18 protein-coding genes are annotated in these 18,280 nt (G+C 58.2%); 13 read left to right on the top strand and 5 right to left on the bottom strand.

Going from position 1 to position 18,280, the window contains the following annotated elements:
• Window positions 1-3 precede the first annotated feature (3 nt).
• From NF347_RS12410 to NF347_RS12395, 4 genes are read left to right on the top strand one after another with little or no spacing between them, the layout of a single operon-like run.
• Window positions 4-2,892, top strand: coding sequence for a peptidase associated/transthyretin-like domain-containing protein (locus NF347_RS12410; protein WP_133165436.1), 2,889 nt, complete (start codon window positions 4-6; stop codon window positions 2,890-2,892).
• Window positions 2,889-4,202 (top strand): hypothetical protein, encoded by a 1,314-nt coding sequence (locus NF347_RS12405; RefSeq protein WP_107681390.1) that lies wholly within the window; start codon window positions 2,889-2,891, stop codon window positions 4,200-4,202. The genes NF347_RS12410 and NF347_RS12405 overlap by 4 nt, the downstream gene beginning before the upstream one ends.
• 4 nt (window positions 4,203-4,206) lie before the next feature.
• Window positions 4,207-6,411, top strand: a complete 2,205-nt coding sequence (locus NF347_RS12400) for a peptidase domain-containing ABC transporter (protein ID WP_107035431.1) — start codon at window positions 4,207-4,209, stop codon at window positions 6,409-6,411.
• Window positions 6,411-6,611, top strand: coding sequence for a hypothetical protein (locus NF347_RS12395; RefSeq protein WP_107035430.1), 201 nt, complete (start codon window positions 6,411-6,413; stop codon window positions 6,609-6,611). Before NF347_RS12400 ends, NF347_RS12395 begins: the two co-directional genes overlap by 1 nt.
• Before the next feature lie 109 nt (window positions 6,612-6,720).
• Here NF347_RS12395 and NF347_RS12390 read toward each other — a convergent pair whose 3' ends face one another.
• The 5 genes from NF347_RS12390 to NF347_RS12370 form a co-directional block, all read right to left on the bottom strand.
• On the bottom strand, window positions 6,721-7,617 hold the full coding sequence (locus NF347_RS12390; protein WP_107035429.1) for an FKBP-type peptidyl-prolyl cis-trans isomerase: 897 nt from the start codon (window positions 7,615-7,617) through the stop codon (window positions 6,721-6,723).
• A 102-nt stretch (window positions 7,618-7,719) separates the two neighbouring features.
• Window positions 7,720-8,514, bottom strand: a complete 795-nt coding sequence (locus tag NF347_RS12385) for an FKBP-type peptidyl-prolyl cis-trans isomerase (protein ID WP_161553767.1) — start codon at window positions 8,512-8,514, stop codon at window positions 7,720-7,722.
• Between the two features lie 17 nt (window positions 8,515-8,531).
• On the bottom strand, window positions 8,532-9,158 hold the full coding sequence (locus NF347_RS12380; RefSeq protein WP_107035437.1) for an FKBP-type peptidyl-prolyl cis-trans isomerase: 627 nt from the start codon (window positions 9,156-9,158) through the stop codon (window positions 8,532-8,534).
• A 376-nt stretch (window positions 9,159-9,534) separates the two neighbouring features.
• Window positions 9,535-10,023 carry a DUF3990 domain-containing protein gene (locus NF347_RS12375; protein WP_107035427.1) on the bottom strand — a complete coding sequence of 163 codons (489 nt, stop codon included), beginning with the start codon at window positions 10,021-10,023 and terminating at the stop codon, window positions 9,535-9,537.
• Window positions 10,020-10,466, bottom strand: a complete 447-nt coding sequence (locus NF347_RS12370) for a DUF3791 domain-containing protein (RefSeq protein ID WP_107035426.1) — start codon at window positions 10,464-10,466, stop codon at window positions 10,020-10,022. Before NF347_RS12370 ends, NF347_RS12375 begins: the two co-directional genes overlap by 4 nt.
• Window positions 10,467-10,885: 419 nt before the next feature.
• On the opposite strand from NF347_RS12370, the gene pdxA reads away from it, so the two are divergent.
• From pdxA to NF347_RS12325, 9 genes are read left to right on the top strand one after another with little or no spacing between them, the layout of a single operon-like run.
• Window positions 10,886-11,998: a 4-hydroxythreonine-4-phosphate dehydrogenase PdxA gene (gene pdxA / locus NF347_RS12365; RefSeq protein WP_107035425.1), complete on the top strand. Its 1,113-nt coding sequence runs from the start codon at window positions 10,886-10,888 to the stop codon at window positions 11,996-11,998.
• 21 nt (window positions 11,999-12,019) lie between these two features.
• The gene (locus NF347_RS12360) at window positions 12,020-12,763 is read left to right on the top strand and encodes a sugar phosphate nucleotidyltransferase (RefSeq protein ID WP_107681389.1); all 744 of its coding nucleotides are present in this window, start codon (window positions 12,020-12,022) and stop codon (window positions 12,761-12,763) included.
• The gene (locus tag NF347_RS12355) at window positions 12,750-13,634 is read left to right on the top strand and encodes an ATP-grasp domain-containing protein (RefSeq protein ID WP_107035423.1); all 885 of its coding nucleotides are present in this window, start codon (window positions 12,750-12,752) and stop codon (window positions 13,632-13,634) included. Before NF347_RS12360 ends, NF347_RS12355 begins: the two co-directional genes overlap by 14 nt.
• A complete protein-coding gene (locus NF347_RS12350) occupies window positions 13,631-14,146 on the top strand; it encodes a phosphatidylglycerophosphatase A family protein (protein WP_107035422.1) in 516 nt (171 codons plus the stop codon). The genes NF347_RS12355 and NF347_RS12350 overlap by 4 nt, the downstream gene beginning before the upstream one ends.
• Window positions 14,143-14,718, top strand: coding sequence for a GtrA domain-containing protein (locus NF347_RS12345; RefSeq protein WP_161553766.1), 576 nt, complete (start codon window positions 14,143-14,145; stop codon window positions 14,716-14,718). The genes NF347_RS12350 and NF347_RS12345 overlap by 4 nt, the downstream gene beginning before the upstream one ends.
• 29 nt (window positions 14,719-14,747) lie before the next feature.
• Window positions 14,748-15,452 (top strand): CDP-alcohol phosphatidyltransferase family protein, encoded by a 705-nt coding sequence (locus NF347_RS12340; RefSeq protein ID WP_107035420.1) that lies wholly within the window; start codon window positions 14,748-14,750, stop codon window positions 15,450-15,452.
• A 2-nt stretch (window positions 15,453-15,454) separates the two neighbouring features.
• Window positions 15,455-16,399 (top strand): phosphatase PAP2 family protein, encoded by a 945-nt coding sequence (locus NF347_RS12335; protein ID WP_107681388.1) that lies wholly within the window; start codon window positions 15,455-15,457, stop codon window positions 16,397-16,399.
• Window positions 16,383-17,252, top strand: a complete 870-nt coding sequence (locus NF347_RS12330; protein WP_107681387.1) for a lysophospholipid acyltransferase family protein — start codon at window positions 16,383-16,385, stop codon at window positions 17,250-17,252. The genes NF347_RS12335 and NF347_RS12330 overlap by 17 nt, the downstream gene beginning before the upstream one ends.
• 58 nt (window positions 17,253-17,310) lie before the next feature.
• Window positions 17,311-18,261, top strand: coding sequence for a CDP-alcohol phosphatidyltransferase family protein (locus tag NF347_RS12325; protein ID WP_107035417.1), 951 nt, complete (start codon window positions 17,311-17,313; stop codon window positions 18,259-18,261).
• The last annotated feature ends 19 nt before the right edge of the window (window positions 18,262-18,280 follow it).

Genomic DNA, 18,280 nt, shown 5'->3' with positions numbered 1-18,280 from the left:
AATATGCGAAAAATTGTATTTGTAATTGTGTCTATGCTGGCGGCGGTGAGCGCGAGAGCCGACGAGCCGAAGCTATCGCTGAAGGGCAACGTCTACGAGGCGACGTTCGGAGCCGGAATAGTCAATGCCAAGGTGTATCTTCTTGACTCTCTGGGCGTGGCCATCGACTCTACGAAGACCGGCCGGACTTCGACAAAAGTCAACGGCCAGTGGAAACAGAATCCCGACTTCGAGCTGAAAGTGCCACGCACTCCGGCGCGCTACACTATCGAGGTCAACTACAAGGGATTTGAGCCGGGATTCCAGTCGGTAACAATAGGCAAACTCGGCTCACGCGAAACAGAGCGCGGGCTTCCCGACATAACGCTGCGCCGCGAGGCTAAAAAGCTCGACGAAGTGACGGTGACGGCCACTAAGGTGAAGTTCTACAATCGCGGCGACACGCTGGTGTACAATGCCGACGCTTTCATGCTCGCCGAAGGCTCGATGCTCGACGCGCTGATACAGCAGCTGCCGGGAGTGGAGCTGAAAGATGACGGACGGATATTCGTCAACGGCAAGTACGTGGAGAGCCTGCTGCTCAACGGGCGCCAGTTTATGGACAACAACAACCGCCTGCTTCTCGACAACCTCGGGGCATATACCGTGAAAGATATCGCCGTCTACGACAAGCTGAGCGACCGCAGCTTATTTCTGGGACAGGATAAAGACAACGGCGAGACGCGCTACGTGATGGACGTGCGCATGAAAAAGGAGTTTATGGGCAACTACCTGGCCAATGTGGAGGCCGGCTACGGCTCGGCCGACCGCTATCTGGGGCGCTTCTTCCTGTCGAGATCCGACACACGGACGCAATACGTGCTCTTCGGCAATATCAACAACCTCAATGACCGCCGGCGTCCCGGGCAAAGCAGCAACTGGACCCCGGAGGACATGGAGTCGGGACTGCGCAGGGAGAAAACCATAGGCGGACAGTATGAGGTGACACAAAGCGGATCGAATCCATGGAAATTCAACGGCAATTTCTCGCTCAACCACACCTCGCAGGACGATGAAACGTTTACCGACCGCACGAATTTCCTGCCCAGCGGAAACACCTACAACTATACGTTCAACAATCTGCGCAACCGCAATCTCAACTTCAATACATTTCATTCAACCCACAAACAGACCCGCAGGATATTCTTCAGCGCCAAAGTCAGCGGCCGTATCAACCGTAGCGACTACCGCCAGAGCGTAGTTTCTGGCACATTCGCCGACAGGCAGGAATCGGTCACGCGCCAATGGCTCGCCGACATCTACGCCACCGGCAGCGAAGCCACCCTTTCAGCTATCATCAACCGGTCGATACAGACCGACTCGATGAGAAACAATCTGTGGTCGGTGAACGGCGATGCTTCAATCACCTACAAGTTCTCCCAGAACCCCGACAACATGTATATCTGGGTCAAAGGAGGCTATACCGGCCAGACTCCCGACCGCTACAATGACCAAAGGATCAACTTCGGCAGCTCACCGGCAGCCGAACGCACCATGCAGATATTCCGCAACCACCCCGCCCACGAATATTATATAAAACCGATATTCAGCTACTGCTACAATTTCTCCGACAACGGCAATATCCAGCCTGAATACACATTCACCTACACCCACCGCCGCAACGACTCGCGGCTGTTCAATCCGGAGGATCCGGCCGCCGACATGACTTTCGACGCTCCGATGTCGCTCGATCAGGCCAACAGCTACTATCAGCTCGACAAGACTCTGACACACACCGTAGGATTCCGGTCGTCACAGGTATTCAGAGGCGACGGACATTTCTGGCGGATAATGCTCGGCCCGACACTCGGATTCAACACCCAGCATCTCGACTATACCCAGGCCGGACAGGCCATAAGGAAGACACGCCACTCCATGCAGTTCACCGACAGCTGGACCGAGGTGAAATACGGCTTCGGCGCATATTCCAACCGGTGGGGCGGCAAAGATTACCGCAACATGCTCATACTGAAATTTGAGTCTCAGGCACAGATGCCCGACATGCGCTATCTCGTCGACATCCCCAACACCTCCGACCCGCTGACCATACTGCTCGGAGCGCCCTCGCTCAAAAACCAGCATGATCTCCAGTGGAATCTGCGCTATGAGCTGACTCCGCAGAATGGCCGCATAATGGAGGCTGCCCGGATCTACTACCGCCTGCTCACCAACGCACTCGTCAGGGGCTACAGCTACGACACCCGCACGGGAGTGCGCACCATACGCTCCTACAACACCTCGGGCAACTGGGAAACCGGAGCGATGAACAGCTTCATGCTGCCGCTCGACAAGGCCCGCAAGCTGACACTGGCGGCCACAAGCGAGGTGAAATACGGCCATGCCACCGACGTGATAGGCACCGACGACCAGGCTCCGGCGCCGTTCACCGTCAGAAACCTCGTGGGAAGCCAGCGGCTACGCCTCACATGGGGTGCCGCCGAATGGCTCAACCTCACCGGCAAAGCCAACCTGCAGCTGCGCCACACAAGCTCCGAACGACCCGACTTCAGCAACATCGACGCATTCGACGCCAACTACGGCGTGGTAGCCACAGTGAAATTCACCAAGAACTTCTCGCTGTCGACCGACATGACGCTCTTCACCCGAAACGGCTACGACACTCCGGTGATGAACAACTCCGACTGGGTGTGGAACGCCCGCCTGGCCTACACTTTCGACCGCGGCCGGTGGACCCTCATGCTCGACGGCTTCGACCTGCTCCGTCAGCTCAACTCGGTGCAATATGCAGTCAACGCACAGGGACGCACCGTCAGATATGTCAACACGCTTCCGAGATTCTTCCTTTTCCACGCACAGTATAAGATAAACATCATGCCCAAGAAACGGAAATGACCTCGTCTGACGACCGTATAGTGCGTTTTCACGACGAACTGACAGCGTGGCTTGACCGACAGCTCGACGCACAGTCTGAAAAATTGCTCTGGGGACATCGCGATGTCGCCAGAGCAGTTTTCAATTACCTCTGGTATTCCCACCTGCAACTTCGCGAGGGCTACATGCACCACGGAGGCAAGGACTATCTCGACCGGATCACCCTGAACATCCCTGCGCCACCCGACGGCCACCGCGCCATGATAGAGAGCGATCTTGCCGGCCATCCGTGGCGCGGGACGCTCGAAGCGTTTCATGACCATATACTGGTGTATGCCGACAATCCGCGCCACATCCGCCATCTGCTCCCAGTCATGAGGTTTTTCAAGGAGCGTGAGCAGCCTGTGGTGTTGCTGACCCGTACAGAGGATCTGCCCGACGAAGTGGCCTGCGAACAGATCAGGCCGCTATACTTCACCCCGATGATATCGCAGGCCGTCACAACTTCCGGACTGGCGGGAATAAGCCGTGAACTGGCAGCATTCACCCACACGCTTCTATGCTACATACAGTGGATGCGCCCCAAGGCGATGATATGCTGCGACGGATGCCAGACGCAGTATCAGCTTGCAGCGATCTACTGCCGCAGACTCGGCATTCCGGCGATCTGCTGTCAGCTCGGATGGCCAGGATTTATCCATGCCGGATTCCGCCAGCTCCCCTACTCCCACTTCCTGACATGGGGTGAGGCGTTCAGCTTCCTGCTGGGCGAAGCCTCCCCGCTGACAGGATTTCACGCCATAGGCCGACTGGAGCCAGTTGACAGCCAAGGAAGCCACGACGCCATCACCTTTTTCATGCAGGCACCGGTGTTCGTATCGTCGGAGGAGTATCACGCCCGCTTCCTGAAGCTTGTCGAAGCCACGGCACAACGCTATCCATCCCGGCGTATAATCGTCAGGCCTCATCCCGAATACGACGACACCGCCCGCACATCCGCGACCGCCGCCACACACCGCAACATAACGATAGACACCGCTCCGCTGACAGCCAACACCTACCGCATGACCGACATTGCCGTTTCGATGTTCTCGTCGTGCCTGGTCGAATCGGCTGCATTCGGCTGCGTGCCGCTGATGTTCAATCCCACATCGGGATTTGAATACCCACTGCTGCCTGAGGAGCTGAAGACCCGCGACGAGGAGAGCTTTTTCGACCGGCTCGATGACATCATGCAGCATCCGGGCGGCAGATGCGCCACCGGTCACATACAGTATTCGGGCAAGGAGTGTCTTGCGAGATTTGCCGCATCAATCCAATCGATCATCTGACATCATGCGCTCCTTTCCACACTACCGACAGCTCGACGCAATGGACTGCGGCCCCACATGCCTGCGGATGATAGCCCGATACTACGGCAAGGAATATTCGCTCGCCACGCTCCGGCAGCTGTGCCACATCACACGCAACGGCGTGTCGATGCTCGGCATCAGCGAGGCCGCCGCGGCCATAGGCTTCCGCACCAAAGCCGTGAAGATCGACATCGACACACTCGCCGAAGAAGTGCCGATGCCTTGCATACTCCACTGGAACCAGCGGCATTTCGTGGTGTGCCACCGGGTGACGCAGGGCCGTCGTGGGCGACGTTTCCACATCTCCGACCCGGCTACAAAAAAACTCGTCTACTGCGAGCAGGAAATGCTGCGATGCTGGGGATCGACTGGCGAAGGAGCCGATCGCCGCGGAGCAGTGCTCGCCCTCGCCCCGGAACCCGACATGGAGAGCCGCAACGATCCGGCCGATGCCGGCCGGCGCTCGCTCGGCTTCTTCCTCCGCTATCTCAAACCCTACAGGCGCGAGATATTCCTGCTCGCGGCGGGAATGCTGCTCGCGAGTGTGCTGCAGCTGATATTTCCGTTTCTGACACAGTCGCTTGTCGACATAGGCATACATGGCCGCAACATACGGTTCATAGTGCTGATACTGATAGCGCAACTCGTGCTGACAGCCTCGCAGACCGCCGTGGACTTTGCCAGAAGCTGGATCATGCTCCATGTGACGGCGCGCATCAACATCTCGCTCATATCCGACTTTCTGTGCAAGCTGATGAAGCTCCCGCTCGACTTTTTCGACACACGCAACGTCGGAGACATACTGCAGCGCATCGGCGACCACGGCCGCATTGAGCAGTTTCTGATGGGATCGTCGCTCTCCACGCTCTTCTCCATGGTCAACTTCCTGGTGTTCGCCGTAGTGCTCGCCATCTACAGCCCTCTGGTGCTGACCATATTCCTTGCCGGCAACAGCTGCTATATACTATGGGTCACGGCATTCATGAAGCGCCGACGCGACCTCGACATACGCCGGTTCGAACAGGCTGCGGCCGAACAAAGCTCACTCGTGCAGATGGTCACGGCCATGCAGGAGATCAAGCTCAATAACTGCGAGCGGCAGAAACGCTGGCAGTGGGAACGCATACAGGTGAAACTCTTCGGCATAAGCCTCAAAGGTCAGGCGCTGGGGCAGGTGCAGCAGGTCGGCTCGGTATTTTTCAACCAGGCCACCGGCATAGTGATCTCCTACATAGCCGCCCGCGGAGTGGTCGACGGCACCATGACGCTCGGCATGATGGTGTCGCTGACATATATCGTCGGCGCCCTCAACGGCCCGGTCAACTCCTTCATAGGCTTCATACGCCAGTGGCAGGACGCAAAGATAAGCCTCGAACGCCTCAACGAGATCCACTGCCGCCCCGACGAAGAGCGCGACATCGACTCCAAGAGCGACGTGCCCAGCCCGGAGGCCGACATCAGGCTCGAAGGGGTGGGATTCGCCTACGACGGCACGGAGCGCTCGCGTGTGCTCCACGACGTCAGCCTGACCGTTCCCGCAGGCAAGACCACCGCCATCGTCGGGGCGAGCGGAAGCGGCAAGACCACCCTGCTGAAACTGCTCCTCGGCTTCTATCGGCCATGCTGCGGCCGCATCACCGTCGGAGGCCACGATCTGGCCGACATAAATCCCCACGGATGGAGAGATGCCACCGGAGCGGTGATGCAGGAGGGATTTATCTTCTCCGACACAATAGCCGGCAACATCGCCGTGGGCGACGACCGTCCCGATCCCGGACGGCTGCGTGATGCCGCCGCCACGGCCTGTATCGACTCGTTTGTCGACTCGCTGCCGCTCGGATTCGACACCCGGATAGGCATGGAGGGGTGCGGTGTCAGTCAGGGACAGAAGCAGCGCATACTCATAGCCCGCACCGTCTACAAAAATCCCCGCTACATATTTTTAGACGAAGCCACCAACGCCCTCGACGCCAACAACGAGCGCGACATCATGGCCAATCTCGGAGAGTTCTGCCGGGGCAAGACGGTGGTGATCGTGGCCCACCGACTCAGCACCGTGCGCAATGCCGACAATATCGTCGTGCTCGACCACGGGCGCATCGCCGAACAGGGCACCCACAGCAGCCTCACCGCGCGGCGCGGACTCTACTACAACCTTATCAAAAACCAGCTCGAACTCGGCAACTGATGGATCAACGACACGACGACAACAGAAAAACCGACTGGACCGACCACTGCGATGAAGTCAGGCAGACGCTCGACAGGCTACCGCGGAGCGTGATATGGTGGTCGGCGGCACTGTTCGCGGCTCTGACGGCCGCCATAGCCGCACTGCTGATCCTCACCGACGCGGCCGCATGGATGCGCACGCTGATCCCCCGTGCCTGAACCGGCGGGGACGACATACGGCAGGCCCTGTGCCAGGATTCATTCCTCCTTGACACAGGGCCTGCGATATATCATGTCAGCGGCAGACCATGCCGCCACGACGGAGAGATCAGTTGACCTCGATCATCTCTACCTCGAACACGAGAGTCGATCCGGCCGGAATGCTGCCGGCCTCATTGTTGCCGTAGCCGAGCGAAGCGGGGATGTAGAGCACATATTTCGAGCCCTTGTTCATCATCTTCAGGCCTTCGGCAAAACCGGGGATCACCTGGGTGACGGGGAAGTCGGCGGGCTCGCCGCGGTCAACAGAGCTGTCGAACACCGTGCCGTCGATAAGCTTGCCGGTGTAGTGCACCTTCACCGTGCTGTTGTCCTTAGGCATCGGGCCTTCGCCCTGCTTCACCACCTTGTAGGCCAGACCCGACTCAGTGGTCTTGATCGAAGCGTCGGCGGCTATCTGTTCCTGAATGTAGGCTGCGCCCTTGGCCTCGTTCTCCTTGGCTGTGCCGGCGGCGGCCTCACGCTTGGCGGCCTCGGCTGCCATCTGACGCTCGCGGAGCATGTCCTGCGCGCGGTTCATGAGCATCTGGAACTGTCCCACCTCCATCTGCATGGCCGTGGAGTTGATGGTATCGGTCCTGAAAGCCTTTGCAAACTCGGCGTAGACTGTCGCACGGTCGATATTGATCGAGTCCATGGCCAGATAGTTGATGTGCTGCGCCATGTTCATGCCCATGTATATGCCCTGCAGATAGTCGGCGTCGGCGGTGTCGGTCATGATCATCTGCTTGAAGCCGCGCAGGAATGCGTCGCTGTCAAACTTCTTCTTCTGGTCGGCCGACATGGAGTTCTTGAAGTGATCGGCCACCATCAGGCCCTGCGAACGGCCCATATAGTAAGCCAGCGAATCGCTGAATGTTTCGGGAGCGGCGCTCGATGACTTTTCGCAGCCTGTAGCGCCGATCATCATTGCGGCCACGCCGCAAGCGATAATAATCTTTTTCATAAAAAGGGGTTGTGTTTAAGTAACTCTTAAAATTAATTGATATTGTAAAACTCGTCAGTAATCCGTGCCCTGCTGCGGGTCACTCGTTGATTTGTTGACAGTTCATTTCCTGTGGATGACATCCACGAGTGTCACCTCGAAGATGATCACCGCTCCGGGCGGTATCACGTCGCCGACGCCTTCCGATCCGTAGGCGAGTGCCGGAGGTATGAAGAGGCGGTAGGTGCCACCCTTGCGCATCTTCTTGAGTCCCTCGGCCATGCCGTCGACCACTCCGTCGAGCGGCAGCTCTATCGGCGTGTCGGCTCCGGTGGAGTCAAATTCGCGGCCGTCGGTGAATGTGCCTGTATAGCTCACCAGCGCCGTGTCATAGTGTCCGGGACTCTCGCCGGTGCCGGGCTGCACTATCTCGAAGAGCAGGCCTGAAGGAGTGCGCTCCACTCCGATGCGCGAGGCCACCTCGTCGAGAAAAGCCTGCTGCTCTTCGGCCGACGGCCCCTGCGGACGCACCTCCACATCGATCAGCGAGGTGATGTAGGCCTCGGCGTCGAGCGGCGCCATCATCGGCTTGCCGCCGGCAAAGATGCGTGCCAGCGCCGTGGTGAGATTGCGCGCGTCCACGTCGAGTCCAAGCCCGTGCAGAGTGCGCAGGCGTGCCGCAAGCTGCACACCTTCGTAGTAGCCCTGCACGTAGGTCTCGTTGATGCTGTCGCGCAGACCCTTGCGGAATCCGTCGGTATAATTGCGGAGCCTCTCGCTGTCGGAAGCCATTCCGGGCGAGGTGAGCGGAGTCAGATAGTGGCTCCACATCGCCGCGAAGGCCTCCGCCACCGTATCGACACGCTCCTGGGCCGACGTCGCCGCTACGGTGGCCAACCCAACCAGAACAGCCGTCAAATAGCGCCGCAGGGCATTCATTTGCCCTCGATCTTGATGAGTTCCACGTCAAATATCAGAGTGGAGTCGGGACCGATCACCGGACCGGCGCCGTTCGGACCGTAGGCGAGCTGCGAGGGGATAAACAGGCGCCACTTCGAGCCGGTCTTCATCATCTGCAGAGCCTCGACCCAGCCCGGTATCACCTGGCTGACGCCGAAGGTGGCCGGAGCGCCACGCTCCACCGAGCTGTCGAACACAGTGCCGTCGATAAGCTTGCCGGTGTAGTGCACCGTCACCGAATCCTGCGCCGTAGGGGTCGGGCCGTCGCCCTCCTCGATCACCTCATACTGCAGACCCGACGGGGTGACCTTCACCTCCTGACGCTTTGCGTTCTCGGCCAGAAAAGCCTCGCCGGCCTGTCGGTTGATCTTGCCCTTCTCGGCGGCCTCGGCCTGCTGACGCTCCTCCATGGCCGTGAAATAGCGGCGTATCTCCTCCTTGGCCTCATCATAGCTCATGCGGGGGGTAGCGCCCGAATATACGGCGGCAACGCCGTCGGCAAAATCCTTGAAGTCGATTTTCTCGATGCCGCTGCTGCGAAAATTATTGCCCATGCTCAGACCCAGAGCATAGCTGATACGGTCAAATTCTTTGTTTTCCATCTTGATGGTTATTGTTGTTGTTTTTTCTATATATCGGAACTTTGGCCGCACAAAGGTAGGGTAAAATCCGCTGACCTTGACTATATTTTAACAAAAAAATCTCAGAGTATGTTTGAATTTCACTTCTGTTCACTCAAAGAGGATTTTCGGAGAGATTTGCGTGAGTTGAGGAGGGAGCGATGCGGGCATCGTGACCGATGAAACTTGGCGGAAATCGCCCGAAAAGACCTTTGAGGGGATAGAAAGAAGTCCATAATATATTTCTTCGTGTTAAATTCAAACATACTCTTAGCGCACCGCATCCTTAAAGAAACAACAACTCCCCCTCCGCCATAGTTTAATCCCATCCGCGGCCTTATCCTGCGCCCGCCGGATATCATTCGCCTCCGACCGCTGTCGCCTCCGAGAATTTCAGCAATCCGACGGCCTCGGCCGTGTGAAACGACAGCTGATCAAACAGCTTGTGGGTGCGGAGCATCTCTATCGCAGCCTCGGAGGTTATCACTCCTTGCTCATAAAGCCTTATAGTGGCATATAACTGATCGTTAGCCACCGGCCCCATGACAAGATCATAACGTGCCGATTCCTCCCCGCGCCGGTTGCTTACAACAAAATCAAGCCACTCTTTAGTTGCTCCGGCAAACCTCATGACCGCCAGATCGCTTGCAAGAATATCGTCGGGCACCTCATAGACCGACACCACCGCCCGGGAGCTCTGCTCGCGGTTCATTTTAAGCACAGCCCACTTCCGGGCCTGCTCGAAGCTCGTGGTGGTGTAGAATCCCTTGCCGAAATCGGTTGCTTTCCGTCCTTTGTGGATATTGGGGCGTCTTACGGCCACCGTCGAGCCATGATACAGTTTCATCTCCTCTTTCTGATATAAGCCGTTATCGAATCCAATATATAGCAGGTATCCTGTGTATGGAGCATTTCATAATTTTCTCTGAGAAATTCGAAAACGCCATGACGGACAAAGCACACCAACAGCTCCTCGGCGCTCATCTTTTTGGCCTCCCGGTAATTCTCCACACAAAACATAAGAAACAGCAATACACCCGGAGAGTCATTACGCTCCTTCTCCCCCGCTTTCTCTTTTTCAAGATCATCATACAATGATGACGTGCTCTGATACCACAGCTTGGTATTCTCGTCGAGCAACGACCGATATATCCGCGAAGAATATATATAGAACAACGCATCCTCCAGCGGCAACGATTTTCTTTTCATCACCGTAGCCGCAAGTTCCCTCATGACGAAAGGAAGCATACTCAGGCCGAGCGCATCATTATGTTTCGGATCACTATTCATTGCCGGCTATCTGTTTTTTTTCAACGCCGTGTGCAAATATAAGGATTTTTTCATAAGAGTGTGTTTACTTTTGACTGATGTTAAGATTTGGAGAATGTTTTCAAGTCGATTTTAAGAGATTGTCTAAAATTCATATCACTTTGCTTTTGAGAGTCTTTCCAGCGTCTTTTTGTTTGCTCCACGGTCATGTAGCTACGGCTACACTCCCTCATCACAAACAAAAATCCATCTGACAATCCTTCTCAAAATCCGTATTATATAAATTTAGACAATCTCTGAAAACCACAAAAGGAAATGAAACAGGAGATAAAAAGAGGAGCAGAGGGCGTGGGTTGGCCGTTTAAGGAAAAATTAGTAATTTAGCGGCTAATTTAGGACAATAATGTCCGCAACGCCACACAATACCATCACAGACTCAAATGGCTGACAACAACAAACTCAAGATAGGAATAACCCACGGCGACATCAACGGCATAGGCTATGAAGTGATAATGAAAGCTTTGGAAGATGAAGCGATCCTCGAGCTGTGCACTCCGGTGGTCTATGGATCGGCCAAGATCGCCGCATTCTACCGCAAGGCACTCGAACTCCCGACGCTGCCGCTCAACCAGGTGCAGCAGGCATCGGAAGCTCGCGACGGACACTACAATATCATCAACGTCGTAGGCGAGGACACCAAGGTGGAGCCGGGACAGCCCACACGCACGGCCGGCGAGGCCGCCATGGCGGCGCTCGAACGCGCTGTGGCCGACCTCAAGTCGGGACAGATCGACGTGCTCGTCACCGCTCCGATCAACAAGCATGAGATGCAGAGCGACACATTCCATTTCCCCGGCCACACGGAGTATCTCGAGTCGTCGCTCGGAGAACCGGGCGAGAAGGCGCTGATGGTAATGTGCTCCGAGGCGCCCGTGCTGCGCGTGGCGCTGCTGACCACCCACACGCCCATAGCCCGCGTGGCGCAGACCGTCACCGCCGAGGCCGTGACAGAGAAGATCAAGGCGCTCGACGCTTCGTTGCGGCGCGACTTCGGAGTGGTGCGCCCCCGCATAGCCGTGCTCGCCCTCAATCCACATGCGGGCGATCAGGGACTGCTCGGAAGCGAGGAGCAGACTGCCATCATCCCGGCCATCGAGGCCGTGCGCAAGGAGCGCATCGAGGCGTTCGGCCCGTATGCCGCCGACGGATTCTTCGGCAACGGGCTTTTCAGCCGCTTCGACGGCGTGCTCGCCATGTACCACGACCAGGGACTCGCGCCGTTCAAGACCATAGCCATGAACCGCGGAGTGAACCTGACGGCCGGACTCCCCTACGTGCGCACATCGCCCGACCACGGCACTGCCTACGACATAGCCGGACGCGGCACAGCATCGCCCGAATCGATGCGCGAGGCCATCTACCGCGCCATCGACACCTACCGCTGCCGCGCGTCATACGACGAGGCACATGCCAATCCGCTCCGCAAACAATATGTGGAGAAAAACAAAAAAGACAACGTGGTGCTCGATCTCACCCGCACCGACGACAAATAATCACCACCCCGATCCATCACAATGAACTACGGTATCATCGCCGCAGGAAAAGGCGAACGTCTGTCATCCGAGGGTATCAGCCTGCCGAAGCCGCTGGTGGCTCCCGCCGGCGAACCGCTCATACGCCGGCTCATACGCATCATGTCGATGCCCGGCGGAGAGGCGGCGATGACACGCCTCGGCGTGATAGTGCGCGAGCCTGAGATAGCCGGCAGCGTCAGGGAGGCCTGCGCCTCGCTCGGCATCGACGCGCCCCTCGACCTGACGGTAAAGGCCACCGCCGACTCCATGCTGAGCTTCGCCGAAGTGACCGGCCGCTTCAAGGGCGACTTCATAGTGACAACCGTCGACACCGTCTTCGAACAGTCAGAGATGATCCGCCTCGCCGAGGCATTCGCCGCACGCACCGACGCCGACGGCTACATGGGGGTCAGCGAGTATGCCGACGACGAGAAACCGCTCTGGGTAAGCACCGACGCCGACGGATATATCACAGCTTTCACCGACCGACGCCGCGACGACTCACGCTACGTGTCGGCCGGAGTCTACTGCCTGCCACCGACAGCCCTGGAGTGCCTGACACAGTGCCGCGCAGCCGGCATCACACGCATGCGCCACTTCCAGCGCGCGCTGCTCGACAAGGGTCTCAGGCTTCGCGCATGGCCTATGGGCAAGGTGGTCGACGTGGACCACGCGGCCGACATCGACGCCGCAAGGCAAATCATTGAATCAGACAACGATCACCATCAACATGGCAGAGATTAAGATAGCGGCTGTGAAGCGCGCCGGGGTCTACTCCCCCAATCATATCGGCAACGACACGGCCATACTCAACATCGTGTCCGAACAGCTGCGCAAACGCGGCTGCGAGGTAAGCGTCTACTCCGAGGAGCAGCTTTGCGCCGGAGCAGTCAGCGAGCCGGTTGTCATCAACATGTGCCGCGAACAGGCATCCATAAAGACACTACAGCGGATGGAGGATGACGGACGGCTCGTGATCAACTCAGGCTACGGCATAGAGAACTGCACGCGCGAACGCATGACACGCATCCTCGTCGGATCAGGCATACCTTTCCCCGAAAGCATCACCGTAGGCACCGACGAGGCCGTGCGGCAGCGGCTGAACGACGCCGGCATGAACAAATGCTGGATAAAGCGCGGCGACTACTACACGATGCACAAGGAGGACGTCAGCTACGTGCGCCACCCCGAAGAGGCCCAGGAGGTGCTCCAGGAATATTTCCTGCGCGGCATCAAGCGCGCCGTCATATCGCGCCACCTCGAAGGCGACCTGATAAAATTCTACGGCATCGCGGGCACCGGCTTCTTCTACTGGTTCTACCCCTTTGTCAACGACCATTCGAAATACGGCTACGAACGGGTCAACGGCTCCGCGCGCGGCACCGAATTCGACATCGCCTCGCTACGCGCCATCTGCGGCAAGGCCGCCGAGACGCTCGACGTGATGATCTACGGCGGCGACTGCGTAGTGGCGCCCGACGGCACGATACGCATCATCGACTTCAACGACTGGCCATCGTTCGCGCCCTGCCGCGCCGACGCCGCCACACATATAGCCAAGGCCATCATGGCCGCAATACGCCAGCACACCGAATCAAAACGACCCGAAAGATGAAACGCCACCCCAAAGATCTACGGCCCGAAGGGTCGACAAGCCGGTTTCCGCTCTTCCCGCGCCTTATAGCCACATCGCTCGGCGCCGGATTCCTGCCCGTAGCTCCCGGCACATGGGGCGCGATAGCGGGCGTGGTGCTATGGCTGCCGCTGTGGCTGTGGACATCGCCCGACGTGACATTCTACGTCACCCTCGGCGCCATAATAATCCTGACGGTGCTCGGCACGTGGGCCAGCGGAGTGGCCGAACGCTACTGGGGCAAGGACCCGGTAGTGGCGTGCGTCGACGAAACCGTGGGCCAGTGGGTGGCCATGCTCCCGGTCAGTCCGCTGTGTCCGTGGTGGGAGATACCGCTCTCGCTGCTGCTGTTCAGACTATTCGACATCTACAAGCCTCTCGGCATTAGAGCCACCGAAAAACTCCCGGGAGGATGGGGCATGATGGCCGACGACATACTCGCCGGCATCTACTCGCTGCTGATCATACTCGCCATAAACCGACATATATTATGAATCCCGCCAACGACAACTCCCGCATCAAGGACGCCTCGCGCAAGGTGGCCGACAAGGTGCTGCGCAGCGATTCGCTCATCTTCACCTTCCTCCGCTCCGTGGTGTCGTCGCAGGCCGCATCGTGGTCCGACATGATTGTGCGAATGGTGATGTTCGCATTCGTGCTCCAGTCAGTCGACCCATTCTACAGGAGCAACATTTCGGTGGCATGCGGCGCGCTGGTGGGAGGCATCGTCAACTGCACCATCAACTACCGTTTCACTTTCCACGCCGCCGGCCAGAGCGTCAAGGCGGTCATCGTGAAATACGCCCTCGTCTGGACCGGAAGTCTGCTCCTCAACATGTATGGCACCACCTTCACCTGCGAGGCGCTTTCGCGCTGGCAGTTCCTGAACGACATCGGATTCACCCCCGACGGCATCTTCGCCGCCTCGACCCTGGCGGTGTCGCTGCTCGTATCGTGGTTCTGGAACTTCGCACTGCAGCGCTACTTCGTCTACCGCCCCTCGGCATTCGATCCCTGGGCCATAAGGATTGTGGACGCGTTCACATTCAAGCATAAGAACAACTGATCAATATTTCATACCGGAACAACCTAAAGATGGATATCAAAACTACATCAAAAAAGACCCGCGACTCTCTCCAGCTGGGCATCTACCGGGTGATCAACCCCTTCGTCAGATTCCTGATCAGGATGGGCGTGACCCCCAACATCGTCACCACCATCGGATTTCTCGGCAATCTTGCCGCCGCCGTGGTCATAGTCATGGCAGGATACGGAGCCGCACACACCGGCATCGTCGACTGGTCGCTCGTCACATGGGCCGGAGCGCTGATAATCGGATTCTCGCTCTTCGACATGCTCGACGGACAGGTGGCACGCCTCGGCGGCATGGCATCGACATTCGGAGCAATGTACGACTCCGTGCTCGACCGCTACTGCGAGCTCGCCACACTCGGCGGAGTAGCCTATTACCTCATACAGACCGGAAGCTTCGCCGGAGCTGTCATAGCCTTCGTGGCTCTTACAGGCAGCATCATGGTGAGCTACGTCAGAGCACGCGCCGAAGGGCTCGGACTGGAGTGCAAGATCGGCTTCATGCAGCGTCCCGAACGCGTGGTGGTGACCAGCGTGGCCACACTCGCCACCGGCATCACCGGCCAGATTTCGGGCTATCAGCCCGGTGCCGAAGGCTTCAACCCCGACATCATACTGGTGGCGGCGATGTGTGTCATTGCAGTGTTCGCCAACCTGACCGCCATAGCGCGCATCAACCATAGTCGCAAACTTCTCGGCCGCAACTGACAATGACAGCGATATCCCGACGGCTTCCTTCCGTGGCCGAATCGGCCGCGTGCGTCGCAGCCCTCTGTCTGTGGCTGACGGTCACGGCGCTCGGCGTGGGCTTCCGCCCCGAGCACACGGTAATGGCCGTAGTCATTGCGGCACTGTTCTTCGCCGCCCCGGCCACACGACGCCTTACCGTGGCGCTCATACCGTTTTTCCTCTTCGGCATCTCCTACGACTGGATGAACCTCCTGCCCAACTACGAGGTCAATCCGGTGGACGTGCGCGGTCTCTATGAAACCGAGCGCGCGCTCTTCGGCATCGGCGGACTGACACCCAACGAATGGTGGGCGCTCCACACCTTCAAGGCCGCCGACTTCATGGCCGGAGTGTTCTATCTATGCTGGGTGCCGCTCCCCGTGATATTCGGCCTGTGGCTCTACTTCTCAGGCCGCAGAAACCTCTACCTGCACTTCGCCATGGTGTTTCTGCTCACCAACCTCGTAGGCTTCACCTTCTACTACATACATCCGGCCGCACCGCCATGGTACGTGGCGCTGCACGGATTCGAGGCCGTGCCGGGCACGCCCGGATCGGCTGCCGGGCTCGAAGCGTTCGACGCCATGACCGGCCTCGGCATATTCGACGCCCTCTACGCGCGCAACAGCAACGTGTTCGCCGCCATGCCCTCGCTCCACTCGGCCTACACGCTCACCGCACTCCTCTATGCCCTCCGCGGACGTGGCATTTCTCTTGCGTGGCGGCTGACGCTCGCAGTGGTGACGCTCGGCATCTGGTGGACAGCCGTCTACACCTCACACCACTACATACTCGATGTGGCCGGAGGCATAGCATGCTCCATCGCCGCATACCTCATATTTGAATACGCGCTGATGAAATGGCCGGCATTCGACCGCTTCACCATCCGCTACACCAATTATATATCCAATGGACAACAACACTGAAAACAAGGCCGTAGAGGAATATGAAGTGCGCCCCGACGTGCTCAACTACGACGACATACGCCGCATGGTGCCGAAACTCGACGGACACGAGAATCTGGTCAACTTCCTGCTCCGCTTCCTATCGGTCGACAAGGTCAACGACATACACCGCCGCTTCTGCGACACCCCCGGACCGGAATTCGTGCGGCGCATGCTTTTCGACGGCTTCCGCATAAAACTCCGCATCGACGGCCAGGAGGTGCTCGACAATCTTCCCGACGGACCGTTCATCACCGTCAGCAACCACCCGTTCGGCGCCCTCGACGGCATCATGCTCATATATCTCATATCGTCGCGCCGCCCAAAATACAAGGTGATGGTCAACATGATACTCGAAAAGATATCGGCCATGCGCCCCAACTTCATCGCCGTCGACGCATGGGCGCAGAAAGACCCGGCCAAACGCGCCGTGAGCGTCAACGGCATCCGTCAGGCCATGCGACAGCTCTCCGACGGCGAGCCGCTGGGATTTTTCCCCGCCGGAGCAATGAGCAAGACCGACTGGCACGGACACCTCGTAGACCGTCCCTGGCAGAAATCCATCCTCCAGATCATCTACAAGGCCAAAGTGCCCGTGATCCCCATATACTTTCACGGATCCAACTCGTGGTGGTTCAACATACTCGGCCACATATGCTGGCCCGCGCGCTCGCTCAGGCTGCCGGCCGAAGTGTTCCGCAAGACAGGAAAGACCATGCACATCAGCGTCGGACAACCGATCACGCTGGCCGACCAGCAGCCCTACCGGGCCGACGTCGAAACCCTCGGAGCATATCTGCGCGAACAGACCTACCGGCTCCGCGATCTCAAATGAGGCTCACGCCCGCCACAACATCCGTGTAATGATCAGCTTTAACACCATCGCCTGAACAATGAGCAAAGAGCAATCGGCCTACCGTCAGAGCCTGAAATCGCTCGACACCGAAGAGGGTATCGATCTGGCCTTCTACCGCCCTATAGGATATATGTGGGCCAGGCTTGCCGCACGCCTCGGAGTGACCCCCAACGCCATCACCGTCGCGTCGATATTCCTCGGCATAGGAGCCGGAGTGTGTTTCTACTTCGGCTCCATGGCCGTCAACGTAGCGGGAATGCTGCTGCTGATATGGGCCAACTCATTTGACAGCGCCGACGGACAGCTCGCGCGAATGACCCGCCAGTATTCGCGCATCGGACGCATTCTCGACGGCGTGAGCGGCGACCTTTGGTTCGCCACCATCTACGTGGCCATCTGCCTGAGGGAAAATGCCACATCCACATTCTTCATGGGTCATCCATGGCTTATATGGGTCATAGCAGTTGTGACTGGAATATGCCACGCAAAACAGGCTGCCATGGCCGACTATTACAGACAGTTTCACCTCTACTTCCTAAAAGGCGAGAGCGGCAGCGAACTCGACCGGGCGTTCACTCTCAAACGCCGGCTCGCATCGCTGACATGGCGCCACGACTTCTGGCAGAAACTCACACTGACATTCTACACGAGCTACACCGTGCAGCAGGAAGCCACATCACCCGCCATGCAGAGCCTGCGCCACGCCATAGCAGAGCGCTATCCCGACGGAACTCCCCTGCCCGACAGCCTCAGGCACGACTTCCGCATGGCAAGCCTACCGCTGATGAAATACACCAACATACTGTCGTTCAACTGGCGCACGATAGCTCTCTTCACCGCACTGTTCCTGACCATGCCCTGGCTCTACTTCGTCTTCGAGCTGACGGTGCTCAACGCCCTGCTCGTGATGATGGTGATACGACACGAAAGAATATGCCGCCGGTTTTCCCGGCTGGTAGCCGATGGTCACTACGACAGCTGCCACTGACACCTTATCAAACACAAAC

This window comes from Paramuribaculum intestinale (assembly GCF_030759015.1).
In the GTDB taxonomy this organism is placed as follows: Bacteria; Bacteroidota; Bacteroidia; order Bacteroidales; family Muribaculaceae; genus Paramuribaculum; species Paramuribaculum intestinale.
Note: the sequence above shows the minus strand (reverse complement) of the source record. Positions and strands in the feature narration are given on the sequence as shown.